8 protein-coding genes are annotated in these 12,522 nt (G+C 67.8%); 2 read left to right on the forward strand and 6 right to left on the reverse strand.

The window, feature by feature from the left end:
- Positions 1-2 precede the first annotated feature (2 nt).
- Positions 3-1,688, forward strand: a complete 1,686-nt coding sequence (locus tag A5732_RS07070; protein WP_253189019.1) for a sensor histidine kinase — start codon at positions 3-5, stop codon at positions 1,686-1,688.
- Positions 1,670-2,353: a response regulator gene (locus A5732_RS07075; protein ID WP_076101738.1), complete on the forward strand. Its 684-nt coding sequence runs from the start codon at positions 1,670-1,672 to the stop codon at positions 2,351-2,353. Before A5732_RS07070 ends, A5732_RS07075 begins: the two co-directional genes overlap by 19 nt.
- On the opposite strand, the gene A5732_RS07080 is transcribed toward A5732_RS07075, so the two are convergent.
- The 6 genes from A5732_RS07080 to A5732_RS07105 all read right to left on the reverse strand — a co-directional run bounded on the left by A5732_RS07080 (position 2,265) and on the right by A5732_RS07105 (position 12,518).
- The gene (locus A5732_RS07080; protein ID WP_081396000.1) at positions 2,265-5,204 is read right to left on the reverse strand and encodes an RND family transporter; all 2,940 of its coding nucleotides are present in this window, start codon (positions 5,202-5,204) and stop codon (positions 2,265-2,267) included. The genes A5732_RS07075 and A5732_RS07080 overlap by 89 nt on opposite strands.
- Positions 5,205-5,320: 116 nt before the next feature.
- Positions 5,321-6,688, reverse strand: a complete 1,368-nt coding sequence (locus A5732_RS07085; protein WP_076101740.1) for a hypothetical protein — start codon at positions 6,686-6,688, stop codon at positions 5,321-5,323.
- A gap of 29 nt (positions 6,689-6,717) precedes the next feature.
- On the reverse strand, positions 6,718-8,079 hold the full coding sequence (locus A5732_RS07090) for a hypothetical protein (protein ID WP_076101742.1): 1,362 nt from the start codon (positions 8,077-8,079) through the stop codon (positions 6,718-6,720).
- 28 nt (positions 8,080-8,107) lie between these two features.
- Positions 8,108-9,469: a wax ester/triacylglycerol synthase domain-containing protein gene (locus tag A5732_RS07095; protein ID WP_076101744.1), complete on the reverse strand. Its 1,362-nt coding sequence runs from the start codon at positions 9,467-9,469 to the stop codon at positions 8,108-8,110.
- A 184-nt stretch (positions 9,470-9,653) separates the two neighbouring features.
- Positions 9,654-11,021 (reverse strand): hypothetical protein, encoded by a 1,368-nt coding sequence (locus tag A5732_RS07100; RefSeq protein WP_076101746.1) that lies wholly within the window; start codon positions 11,019-11,021, stop codon positions 9,654-9,656.
- Between the two features lie 153 nt (positions 11,022-11,174).
- The gene (locus tag A5732_RS07105; protein ID WP_076101749.1) at positions 11,175-12,518 is read right to left on the reverse strand and encodes a hypothetical protein; all 1,344 of its coding nucleotides are present in this window, start codon (positions 12,516-12,518) and stop codon (positions 11,175-11,177) included.
- Between the last annotated feature and the right edge of the window lie 4 nt (positions 12,519-12,522).

A 12,522-nucleotide genomic window follows, 5' to 3' on the forward strand; every position in this document is an offset into this window, starting at 1 on the left:
CCATGGCTCCCAGGGGTCGCATCGACTTGCGACTCGCCACCCAGGTGATGCTGCTGCAGCTCGTCATCGTGACGTTGACGCTGATCGTCGCTTTCGGGCTCTTTGCCGCATTCAACCGGGCGCGCTTGGACAGCCAATATCACGTTCACGCCACGGATATCGCCCGCGTGGTCGCCTCATCCCCCACGGTGGTCACCAACATCGCGCGCTACGACGGCGCCCCAATGACCCCGACCCCGCAGCTGATCGACGAACTCGCCACGGGTCCGATCCAGGGCGTGGCGTCCCGGGTCCAGGAGCGCACCCATGTGTTGTTCGTCGTCATCGCCAACGTGGACGGCATCAGGGTCGCCGATCCGCAGCGCGACAGGTTGGGTCGTCATATCAGCGCCGACATCGCGGCACCATTGGCCGGGCAGGAGATGGCAGCACATGACGACACCGTTCTCGGGCGGGCCATCGTTGCGAAGATCCCCATCTTCGAGCCGGGTACCAACCGGGTATTGGGGGTAGTCGTCGTCGGCCTGTCCACCAAGGCATTTGATGAGCAGTTTTCGAAGAACCTCCGCGTGTTGGCCGCGATGGCCGGCGCTCTGCTGGTCATCGCTATTGCCGGCTCGGCGGTGTTGGCCCGGCGCTGGCGAGGGCTGACATTGGGTCTGCGGCCGGCGGAGATCACCGGGCTGGTGCGAACCCAAGCGGCGGTGCTGCAGGGCATCGGCGAAGGCGTGCTCGCCGCGGATACGTCCGGCTACACCACGTTCGTCAACGACGAGGCATGCCGGCTGCTCGAGATCGCCAACAAGACGGGACGGCCGGTCGACCAGATCGGCCTGACCCCACGGATTCTCGACGTGTTCGAGGCCGCCGATTCGGCCCCGGTGTTGGCCAGCGTGGGCGAGCGCATCGTCGTCGTCTCGGCGCGGCCGGTATCGCGCGAAGGACGGGCGCTGGGAACGGTTTTGGTGGTGCGGGACCGAACCGACGTGGAATCGCTGACGCGGCAACTCGACGCGGTGCAGGTGATGAGCACTGTGCTGCGCGCACAGCGCCACGAGTTCGCCAACCGTCTGCACCTGCTGAACGGGCTGTTGCAGGGCGGTCATGTGGATGAGGGATTGCAATATCTGGAAGAAATTCTCGGGTCGGGCCCGCTGGGATCCGCGCTGCCCGGCATCGAGGCCATCCGCGATGCGTATCTGCAAGCATTCCTGGCGGCCAAGGGCGCGGCGGCCCGCGAAGCCGGGGTGACGCTGACGATCGGCGAAAACACCTGGGTGTCCGGCCGTCTCGGGCTGCCCGTCGATGTGACCACCGTGGTGGGTAACTTGCTGGACAACGCGATCGATGCGGCCCGGACGGGCGGCAACGATGTGAAGGAAGTGGAAGTCGAACTGCTGCAGAATGGTTCGACGTTGCATATCACGGTCGCCGACAGCGGCGACGGTGTAGCACCCGACTTCGTCGATCACCTCTTCACCGAGGGCACCACGACCAAGCCGGACTCCGGAATACCTGGCGGCCGCGGCATCGGGCTTGCGTTGTCGCGCCAGATTTCTCGCGCGCTGGGCGGTGACCTGTGGCTGGCCAGCGCCGGCGACGCCGAACTGCGGTTGCGCGGTGCCGAGTTCATCGCCCGGCTGCCGGGCGTGATGGTAGAGGAGGAGCAATGGGCGACCCAGACCTGACGGTACTGGTGATAGACGACGACTTCCGCGTGGCGAATCTGCACGCCGAGGTCGTCAACACGCTTCCCGGTTTCGCGGTGCGCGGCACGGCGAACACGCTCGAGGCCGCGCGGAAGGCCGATCCCGTTGACCTGGCCCTGGTCGACGTCTACCTGCCCGACGGGTCGGGAGTCGACTTCGTCCGCGAACGTGACGGCGACAGCATGGTGCTGAGCGCGGCCACCGAGGCGGCGACGATCCGGGCTGCGATGTCCGCCGGGGCGCTGAGCTACCTCGTCAAGCCGTTCGCGCCGCCCGAGTTGGCCGCGCGGCTCGCCGGCTACGCGCGCTACCGCAAGGTTTTGGCCGGCCCCAACCTGACCGCCGGCGACGTGGACACGGCTCTAGACGCGCTGCGGCCCAGGGTCGCTCCCCCGCCGGCCGCCACCATCGCGGCCTCATCGACGAAACAGCTTGTGCTGCAGGCATTACGAACGGCCCAGCAGCCGATGTCGGCGGCCGAGGTCTCCGCCGCGATCGGAATATCACGGGCGACCGCGCAACGGTATCTGGCGGCACTGGCCACGGCCCGCGACGTCACCGTCGGCTTGCGATACGGGACGACCGGACGACCGGAACAAGAATTCGCGGCCGCCGCCAAGCGGCCGGGCGGGCCCCCGCGTTGAGTGCCTGTCGGTCGGCGTGATTCTTCTGGGACGGCCACCAGTTGGCTTTCCCGACCAATGCCGCCATGGCCGGCACCGTGACGGTGCGAACCACAAAGGTGTCGATCAACAGGCCCATGCCGATGATGAGCCCGGTTTGCACCATGGTCGACAGGCTGCCGAACAACAGACCGAACATCGAGGCGGCGAAGATGATGCCGGCCGAGGTGATGACGCCACCCGTGGAACGGACCGCCCGGATGATGCCGGAGCGGATGCCCGTGCGGGACTCTTCACGAATTCGCGTGATCAGCAGCAGGTTATAGTCCGCCCCGACGGCGACCAGCACGATGAACGCCGTCGCCTGCACGTTCCAGGACATCCCCTGATGCAGCAGGAACTGGAAGAAAACGACTCCGAGGCCCATCGCCGACAGATACGAGATCACCACGGAGGCAATCAGATACAGCGGTGCCACGATCGCGCGGAGCAAGATGACCAGGGTGATGAAAACAACGAGGAGCGTCATGATGACGATCAGCCGGAAGTCGTCGTTGTAGTAGCTGCGCAACGTGCTGTACATCGCGTTGGGTCCGACCACCGATATCGATGCGTCCGCGAGCGCGGTGTTCGGCTGGGCGCCGCGCGCCGTGTCCAGAATCGATGACACCTGGTCCAGCGCGGCGGAACTGAAGGGGTCGAATCTCGTTTCGACCAAATAGCGCACCGAATGGCCGTCGGGCGAGAAGAACAACTTCGCTGCCTTCTTGAATTCGTCCGAGGTGAGCACCTGGGACGGGATGTACACGCCCGACATCGAGGGCTGCGTGGCGTCACGCTTCATCGACAGCAGCAGGTCGGCCGCCTGGTTCATGCCCAGGCCCATCTGCTTGACCTTGTCGACGAGTGCACGCACGCCGTCGGCGAGCCGCCGGCTGCCATCTGCGAGCTGATCGGCCGCTGCCTGCATTCCCGCAATCTTGCGCTGCATGCCGGCGGCGTTGTCATCCAGCGCCCGCAGACCATTGCTCGCCGTTGCCAGCTGCGCGGTCAGAATCCGCACCGCCGCCTGCATGCCCTGTACCGCAGGCTGCTCGGTCGAACCGTCGAACATCGGGCCGGCCGCCGCGGCGACACTGTTGGCCAGCGCGGAGACGGACCCGTTCGTGAGCCCACGGACGTTGTCCAGGGCGTTCGCCGCGGTGGCGAGCTGCTGCTGCACCTGGTTCAGGGCCGCGGTGAGATGGGTCATGGGTCTACTGGCGCCGCAGATTTGGTCGCGCACCTGCGCGAGGGCCGCCGCCAGTTGGTCCGCGCCGTTGGTCAGCGCGTCGAGGTCACTCGTCCTGTCATTGATCTGTGTCGAGGCGTCTTCGAGCTTGCCGCCGACCGCTCCGGCTTGAAAGCTGATCTTGGCCTGATCCAGCGGCTGGCCGCTGGGTCGCGTGATGCCGCGCACCGCAACGATATTGGGCAGCTGAGACACCCGCTGAGCCATCTGGTCCAGATCGGCCAGCGCACGCGACGTCCGCAGGTCGTGCGGGGACCGAACGTAGACGTACTGCGGCAGCAACATACTTTTCGAAAAGTGTTCTGCCATCGTCGAAAAGCCGACGTTGCTCGGCGCCGACCGCGGCAGCTGCAGGCGGTCGTCGAACGTGGGCCGCACGAACGCCGCGCAACCGGCCAGCGTGATCAACAACGCGAGACTTCCCAGCAGATGCGCTTTGGGCCGACGAACGAGCTGAACGGCTGAGCGCTGCCACAGCCGGCCGGTGAGCGCCGCTCGCGGCGTCACCCATCCGCGCCGGCCGGTGAGAACGAGGATGGCGGGCAACAGCGTGATCGCGGCGAGAAACGCGATGCCGATCGAAATCGCAAGCGCCGGGCCGATACTCGTGAACGCCGGCAGGCGGGTGAATATCATGCCGAAGAAGGTGACGGCGACGGTGGCCGCCGACGCCGCGATCACCTCACCGATGGAGCTCAGTGCTCGTTGCACGGCCAGGTCGGAGTCAATGCCGGAGCGGAGGTGCTCGTGGTAGCGGCTGATCAGGAAGACGGCATAGTCGGTGCCGGCGCCGAAGATCATGGCCGTCATCAACGCGATCGTCAGCGACGACACCCCGAGCCCGAGCTGAACGAGTCCGGACACCACGCCCTGGGCAGACGCCACCGAAATGCCGATGGTGATCAACGGCAGCAGCACGGTCACGGGTCGCCGGTAGATCACCAACAAGATGACCAGCACGAACAAAGCGGTGACCATCTCGATCGTGCGCATATCGCGAGCGGTGACGATCGCCAGGTCGCCGGCCATGGCACCCTGCCCCGTCACCTGTGCGGCCAGCGGCGTGCCCGCAGTGGAGCGTTTCGCGATTTCGGTGATCCGCTGGTAGGCCTGGGAAGAGTCGGGCGACCCGACGGGCGCCCGCAGGATCACCGCCATGTAGAACGCTTTGTTGTCCGGACTGATCAGCAATGAGCGCAGCGCGGGTGTCGTGACGATGTCCTGCACGCCGGCCACGTCCTTGGTGTCGTCGCGAAACGTGGCGGCCAGCGTGCGGTAGGCGTCCTCGTCGGCCGGTTGCAGGCCGCGGTTGTCGGTGAGCACGACGATCAAAATGTTCTGGCCGGATTCACCGAAGTCCTTGGCCATCTGCTCGGTCGCGGCCATGGCCTTGGGCGGCAGCGGCTGCACCGTCTGGCCTTCGACCACCTTCGTCAGCGGGGGGAAGGCCACGGTCAGCACGGCTACCGTAGCGACCCAGGCGGCGATGATGAGCCAGGGCGCACGCGTGACGAAGCGACCCAACACCGAGAACACGCCGCGAGGTGCCGAGATGTCAGGGACGTCGGGCTTTTTGGTCATGGTGACACCCTTCATTGGCGAGCCGCGCGGTTCGAAGACACCTGGCGCGTTACTTGTCGAGACCGAACTTATGGAACTGCCGGCACCCGTGTCGCGCTTGTAAGCGATAGTCGGAATTACCGACGATCTAGCGGTTCTGCGCGTTGTGCTCGCACCGGCCCCGGGCATGGCCAGCCGATCGTGGCGGTGAGCGAGAAGTCGCTGAGGACGCGCGAAATATGTTGCCGTAAGCTGGCATTCGAGTTGGCGCGGCCCTCCTCATGCGCAACGACCGAGACGAAGACCCGTCCGTGCGTTCTTCCCGACAGCACCCCCAGCAGTCCGCCGGTCTGGTGCACCGTCGCCTTGGTCACCCCCGGGACGAGCAACCTGACGGCGAAGTGGTCGGCATCCGTGCCGTCCGGCCGGGTGGCGGCCGGGTTGACCGCGCCGAGGTTGGACGACCCGCTCGTCGTGGCGCCGCCGAGGGCCACGCCGGCCAGGCGCCTGATGAGCCACCGCGGCGTCAGCGGAGCCAGCGGCAGCAGCGCCAATCGTTCGTCGGGGGCCTCCTGATGGCGGATCAGCGCTTGTTTGATCGCGGCCCGGATCTCACGCAGATCCGTTGGCGCGCCTGCGGGGTCGACCTCGATGTCGACACTGGTGATGGCGTTGGCGCGAGTATCGCCGTCGGCGCGTTCGTTGACGGGTATCGCCAACGTGGCTACGCCGTCCCCGGCGACCCGCCCGAGTCGCTGGGCGAGGCCACCCGCCAGTCCCGCGAGCAGTGCGTTGCTGGTGCCTCCCAACGACTGGGCGCGGGCATCCCACTCGTCGGCGTCGACGAAGATCGTTGCCTTCGCGAGCTCAACGCGTTCGTCTGGTCGGACCAACGGCTCACGCGGTGCGCGGGGCGGCTCTGTGCCACGCGACGCGAATCGTGCCGCGGCGAGGACGGCGCGGCCGACGGCGGGGACATCGCGCGCGGTCTGGCGGGCGTCCTCGCGGAGCGCCCGCCAGCGCCGGCGTGATCCGGCGGCGGGCCAGCTGATGGGGTCGTGGCGCCCGGTTGCCGCGTCCGCCAACGCCTCGCACAACCCGACGCCGTCGATGAGGCTGTGGGAGATGACGAAGCTCACTCCGGCGCCACCGCCGGTGAACGGCAGCACCGCGAGGTGCCATCCGGGCCCGTGCTCGGAATCCAGCGGGGTGTTGGCCTGCTCGCTGAGCCAGGCGTCGAATTCTTCGCGTGCGCGGGGCCTTTCGGCGATTGCGAGGTCGGACTGATCCTTGGGGGCGACCCAGCGATGGCGTCCGAACGGCAATCGCGACCGTTCGATGCGCCTCGACAGCCGTCCCCGCTGAAGATGCCGATGGAACTGGCGTAGACCGTCGATGTCGATCGCTCGGTGGTAGATCCACACGCACTGCAGCAGGTTGGTGGTGCCGGTCGCCCGCTCGCCGAGAAACGCGCTCTGGTCAACCAGGTCGATGACGTTGTCCATTTTGCTCGAGCTCCTTTTTCCTGGCTTGCCTACGCCGTCAGGCCGGCCACTGACACCGGACGTGGCCAGCCGATCGTGGCGGTGAGCGAGAAGTCGGTGAGGGTTTTCGAAAGGTCTTGCCCCAACTTGTCATTCGAGTTGGCGCTGCCCGGCTGATACGCAAGGACCGAGACAAAGACCCGACCGTGCGTTCTTCCCGACAGCAGCACCAGCAACCCGCCGAGCCGGTGCATGACGGCCTTGGTCACACCCGGGCCGAGAGGCTTCATGACGAAGTGGTCGGCGTCGGTTCCGTCCGGCCGGCGGGAGGCCGGATCGACCGCACCGAGGTTGGAAGAGATGACGCTGGCCGCACCGTTGGCGGAAACGCCCACGCATCGCCGGACCAGCCACTGCGGCAACAGAGGAGCGAGGTGCAGTAACTCCCACCGCACGTTGGTCTCATCCGCAGAACGGATCAGCGCCCGCTTGATGGTGGCCCGGATCTCGCTCAGATCCGTCGCCGCGGGTGCGGGGTCGACGCTGAAGTCGACGTTGGTGATGGCGTTGGCGCGGGTATCGTCGGCGGCGCGTTCGTTGACGGGCATGGTCACCGCGACGGAACTGTCCGCCGCGATCCGCCCCACTCGCTGGGCGAGTCGAGCCGCCAGTCCCGCGAGCAGCGTGTTGCCGGTCCCGCCCAGTGACTCTGCGCGGGCGTCCCATTCGTTGGCATCGACGAAGATCGTTGCCGTTGGCAGGGTGATGCGCTCGTCGGCCGGGCCCGAGATGACGGGCGGCTTGGCAACGGGCGCCGTGGCGCCGGCGCTGCTACGTCGCGCCAGTCGGGCCGCGGCCACGACGGCACGCCCGATGCCGGGGATGTCGCGCGCGGTTTGGCCGGCGTCCTCGCGGACGGCTCGCCACCATCCGCGTGACCCGGCCGCGGGCCAGTCGATCCGGTCGTGGCGGCCGGTTGCGGCGTCCGCCAACGCCTCGCACAACCCGACGCCGTCGCTGAGGCAGTGCGAGATGACCAGGCTGACCGCCGCGCCGCCGTCGGTGAACGGCAGTACCGCAAGGTGCCAACCGGGTCCGTGCTCGGCGTCAAGAGGAGTGTTGGCTTGCTCCCCCAGCCAGCCGTCGAGTTCTTCGCGCGAGCGTGGCGTCGCGACGACCTCCAGGTCGGACTGACCCTTCGGCGCCACCCAGCGATGGCGTCCGAACGGCAAGGGCGACGGCTCGATGCGCCTCGACAGCCGCCCCCGCAGGAGATGGCGATGGAACTGGCGCAGTCCGTCGATGTCGATCGCGCGGTTGTAGATCCACACGCACTGCAGCAGGTTGGTCGCGCCGGTCGCGCGCTCGCCGAGAAACACCGTCTGGTCGAACAGATCGAGTACGTTGTCCATTTCCCGCGCTCCTTTTCTTGTCGTTTGCTTATGCCGCCAGATCGGCCACTGACGCCGGGCCTGGCCAGCCCGTCGTCGCGATGAGCGAGAAGTCGCGCAGAACGCTCGAAATGTCATGCCGCAGAGCGTCGTTCGAGTTGTGGCGGCCCGGCTGATACGCAAGGATCGAAACGAAGATCTGTCGGTGCACTCTTCCGGACAGCAATGCCAACACCCCGCCGGTGCGGCGCATTATGGCCGTGGTCACGCCCGGGTAGAGGGACTTCATGGCGAAGTAGTCGGCGTCTGTGCCGTCCGGCCGGATGGCGGCAGCGTCGACCGCACCCAGGTTGGATGACACGACGTTGGTCGTACCGCCGGTGGCCACGCCGACCAATTGCCTGACCAGTCGCCGAGGCAGCAGCGGAACGAGGGGCAGCAGCGCCCACCGGTCGTCGGGCACCTCCCGGTGCCGGATCAGCGCTTGCTTGGTTGCGGCCCGGATCTCGCCCAGGTCCGTCGCCGCGAGTGCGGGGTCGACCGTGATGTCGACGTTGGTGATGGCGTTGGCGCGGGTGTCGCCGGCGGTGCGTTCGTTGACGGGTATCGACGGGGTGGCCCGGCCGTCCGCGGTGAGCCGTCCCACCCGCTGGGCGAGGCGGGCCGCCAGTCCCGCGAGCAGGGTGTTGCTGGTTCCTCCGAGAGCCCGCGCGCGGGCATCCCACTGATCGGCATCGAGAAAAATCGTTGTCGTTGACAGAGTGGCAATCTCGTCGGGTCCGGGGGTCGGCGCCGCCGGCTGGGCACTGGGCGCCGCGGCATGGTCGCGGTGCCGTCGAGCGAATTGTGCTGCGGCGACGACGGCGCGGCCGATGTTGGGGATGTCGCGTGCGGTCTGGCAGGCGTCTTCGCGCAGTGCCTGCCACCGCGGACGTGATGCGGCGGCGGGCCAGCTGTTCGGGTCGTGTTGTCCGGTGGCCGCTTCCGTCAACGCCTCGCACAACCCGACGCCGTCGATGAGGCAGTGCGAGACGACCAGGCTCACCCCGGCGCCGCCGTCGGTGAACGGTAACACCGCGAGGTGCCATCCGGGTCCATGTTCGCCGTCCAACGGGGTGTTGGCCTGCTCGGCCAGCCAGGCGTCGAATTCCTCTCGTGCGCGCGGCCTCTCGACGATCTCGAGGCCGGGCTGATTGGTGGACGCGACCCAGCGATGCCGGCCGAACGGGAGGGGCGAGCGTTCCATGCGCCTCGACAACCGTCCCCGCTGCAGATGGCGGTGGAACCGCCGCAGGCCGTCGATGTCGATGGCGCGGTCATACATCCACACGCACTGCAGCGCGCAGGTGGCTCCGGCCGCCCGCTCGAAGTCGAAGTAGGCCTGGTCATACAGATCGAGTACGTTGCTCATTTTTCTTCAGTTCCTTTTCGCCTGTCGCGGTGAATCGTTGGGGCGCAATGCGTTTTGTCTCGCTTGAAGTGACGGTATGGCTCCGCGTGCCGCCCTGTCGCGCTTGTGCTTGATAGTCGGACTTAGCCGCGATTCCGCGGTTTCGCGCATTGTGCTCACCCAAGAAGGGCGGGCCTTTGTCCGCCTACCGCGCGCCCGCCGACTGGCTCATGGCGCTCCAGCCCGTGGTGGCGGTGAGCGAGAATTCACCGAGAGCGCTCGAAACATGCTGTCGCAAATCGTCGTTCGAGGTCAGCCGGCCCGGCTGATACGCGAGAACCGAGATGAAGACCTGCCGGTGCACGGTTGCGGAGTGCACCACCATCAGCCCGCCGAGCTGCTCCATCATCGCCCGGGTCAGGCCCGGGTAGCGAGACAGCAGGGCGACGTAGTCGGCGTCTGTGCCGTCCGGCCGATTGGCTGCCGGAGGGGCCGCACCGATGTTGGATGCGACCACGACGTTGGTCGCACCGCCGGTTGCCACGCCGACCATTCGCTTGATCAGCCGCTCGGGCAGCAGGGGAACCAGCGGCAGCAGCGTGCGCCGTTCGTCGGGCACCTCCCGGTGGCGGATCAGCGCCTGCTTGGTTGCGGCGCGGATCTCGCGCAGGTCCGTGGTCGCGGGTGCCGGGTCGACGGCGATGTCGACCATCGTGACGGCGTTGGCGCGGGTGTCGTCGGGGGTGCGCTCGCTGACGGGGAGCGCCAAGGCGACCGAACCGTCCGCGCCGACTCGCCCCACTCGCTGGGCGAGCCGGGCCGCCAGTCCCGCGAGCAGCGTGTTGCTGGTCCCTCCGAGTGAGCGCGCGCGGGCGTTCCAGTCGTCCGCGTCGAGAAAGAACGCCGCCGTTGGGAGCGTGACGATTTCGTCGGCTCCGGCGATGAGCGCGGGCGGCGTGGAACCGGACGGAACGACCGATCCGGCACTGCGGCGGTCACGACGAGCCGATCGCGCCGCGGCCACCGCAGCGCTCAAGGCCCGGCGGATGGCGGGGATGTCGTGCGCGGTCTGGCGGGCATCCTCGCGCAGGGCCCGCCACCGCGAGCGTGACGCGGCGGCGGGCACGCCGACCGGGTGGTCGTAGCCGGACGCCGCTTCCACGAGCGCCAGGCACCCTCCGATGCCGTCGGTGAGGCAATGCGTGACAACGAAGCTCACCCCGGCGCCGCCGTCGGTGAACGGGAGCACCGCGAGGTGCCATCCGGGTCCGTGCTCGGCATCCAGCGGGATGTTGGCCTGCTCGCCCAGCCAGGCGTCGAATTCTTCGCGCGGCCGAGGCGTCGCGATCTCCAGTGCATCGCGATCGCTGGGCGCGACCCAGCGATGCCGGCCGAACCGCAGGGGCGAGCGCTCGATGCGCCTCGACAACCGCCCCTGCTGCAGGTGCCGATGGAACCGGCGCAGACCGTCGAGGTCGATCGCGCGGTTGTACATCCAGACGTTCTGACCGACGCCGGCCGCCGCCCCGAGGCGAAAGAAGGTCTGGTCGACCAAATCGAGTACGTTGTCCATGTCGGAGGGTCCTTTTTCAGGTGCCATTTGCCCTGGCGGCGAATGACATTGGGTGTTCGCTCGAGATTCAACGTAGGGCGCGACTTCCGTCCTGTCGCGCTTATGAGCGTTAGTCGGTATTAGCGGCGATCGGCCCGATTGTGCGCATTGTGCTCACTGCGCGGAGACCGGGTCGTCGCATGGCCAACCCATCGTCGACGGGAGTGAGAATTCGTCGAGCACGCTCGAAATGCGTCGCCGCAGAGCGCTGTCCGAGTTGACGTCGGCCGGAATATACGAGACCACGGAGACGAAGACCCGTCCGTTCATTCTTCCCGAGAGCAGGGATAGCAGCCCGCCGAGCTGGCGAATCATGCCCGTGGTCATCCGCGCGCTCAGCGACCGGATGGCGAAGTGGTCGGCGTCGGTGCCGTCCGGCCGGTTCGTGGCGGGTTCCACCGCACCGATGTTGGATGAGCCGACGGTGGCCGCGCTGTTGGTGGCGGCACCGACCCATCGCTTGCCGAGGCGCTCGGGCACCAGGGGCATCAGCGGCAGCAGCGTCCATCGCGCGTCGGGCTGGTGCTGCGAGCGGACCAGCGCCTGCTTGGTCGCGGCGCGAATGCCGCGCAGGTCCGTGGCCGCGTGGGCGGGGTCGACCGTGAAGTCGACGCTTTTGATGGCGTTCGCGCGGGTGTCGCCATCCGTGCGCTCGTTGATGGCCATCGTCACAGCGACCGAGCCGTCCGCTCCGACGCGGCTGACTCGCTGGGCGAGGCGGGCCGCCAAGGCCACGAACAAGCCGTTGCCGGTCCCCGCGAGTGCCTGTGCGCGAGCGTCCCATTCGCCGGCATCGACGAAGAAGGTCGCCGTCGGGAACGTGATCTCCTCGTCGACCGCGACGGTCGGTGCCGGGGCCGCCGGTCCGGTGGCGGCGCTGTCGCGAAGGAATCGTGCGGCGGCGAGGGCGGCGCGGCCGATCGATGGGATGTCGTGCACGGTTTGGCGGGCGTCTTCGCGCAGTGCCTGCCAGCGCCTGCGGGACCCGGTGGCGGGCCAGTCGACGGCGTTGTCATCACCGGTGGCCGCGTCAGCCAAGGCCTGGCACAGCCCGACGGCGTCGGTGAGGCAGTGCGAGGCGATCAAGCTGATCCCGGCGCCGCCATCGGTGAAGGGAAGCACCGCGAGGTGCCATCCCGGTCCCCGCTCGGCATCGAGTGGGGTGTGCGACTGCTCATCGCACCAGGCGTCGAATTCCGCACGCGGCCGGGCGGTTTCGACGATCTCGATCGCCGGCTGATCGCCGGGCGAGACCCAGCGGTAGCGGCCGAACGGCAGGGGCGAGCGCTCGATGCGCCGCGACAATCGGCCGCGCTGGAGGTGGCGGTGGAACCGGCGCAGGCCGTCGATGTCGATGGCCCGGTCGTACATCCACATGCACTGAATCACATTGGTCACACCGGCCGCCCGTTCGACGCGAAAGAAGGTGTCGTCGACCAGGTCGAGTACGTTGTCCATGTTC

The sequence above is a fragment of the Mycobacterium colombiense genome (assembly GCF_001953985.1).
Taxonomy (GTDB): domain Bacteria; phylum Actinomycetota; class Actinomycetes; order Mycobacteriales; family Mycobacteriaceae; genus Mycobacterium; species Mycobacterium colombiense_B.

Excerpts from the sequence above, each read along its gene's own strand:
- A5732_RS07070 (WP_253189019.1), top strand. The coding sequence starts at position 3 with ATGGCTCCCAGGGGTCGCATCGACTTGCGACTCGCCACCCAGGTGATG.
- A5732_RS07075 (WP_076101738.1), top strand. The coding sequence starts at position 1,670 with ATGGGCGACCCAGACCTGACGGTACTGGTGATAGACGACGACTTCCGC.
- A5732_RS07080 (WP_081396000.1), bottom strand. The coding sequence starts at position 5,204 with ATGACCAAAAAGCCCGACGTCCCTGACATCTCGGCACCTCGCGGCGTG.
- A5732_RS07085 (WP_076101740.1), bottom strand. The coding sequence starts at position 6,688 with ATGGACAACGTCATCGACCTGGTTGACCAGAGCGCGTTTCTCGGCGAG.
- A5732_RS07090 (WP_076101742.1), bottom strand. The coding sequence starts at position 8,079 with ATGGACAACGTACTCGATCTGTTCGACCAGACGGTGTTTCTCGGCGAG.
- A5732_RS07095 (WP_076101744.1), bottom strand. The coding sequence starts at position 9,469 with ATGAGCAACGTACTCGATCTGTATGACCAGGCCTACTTCGACTTCGAG.
- A5732_RS07100 (WP_076101746.1), bottom strand. The coding sequence starts at position 11,021 with ATGGACAACGTACTCGATTTGGTCGACCAGACCTTCTTTCGCCTCGGG.
- A5732_RS07105 (WP_076101749.1), bottom strand. The coding sequence starts at position 12,518 with ATGGACAACGTACTCGACCTGGTCGACGACACCTTCTTTCGCGTCGAA.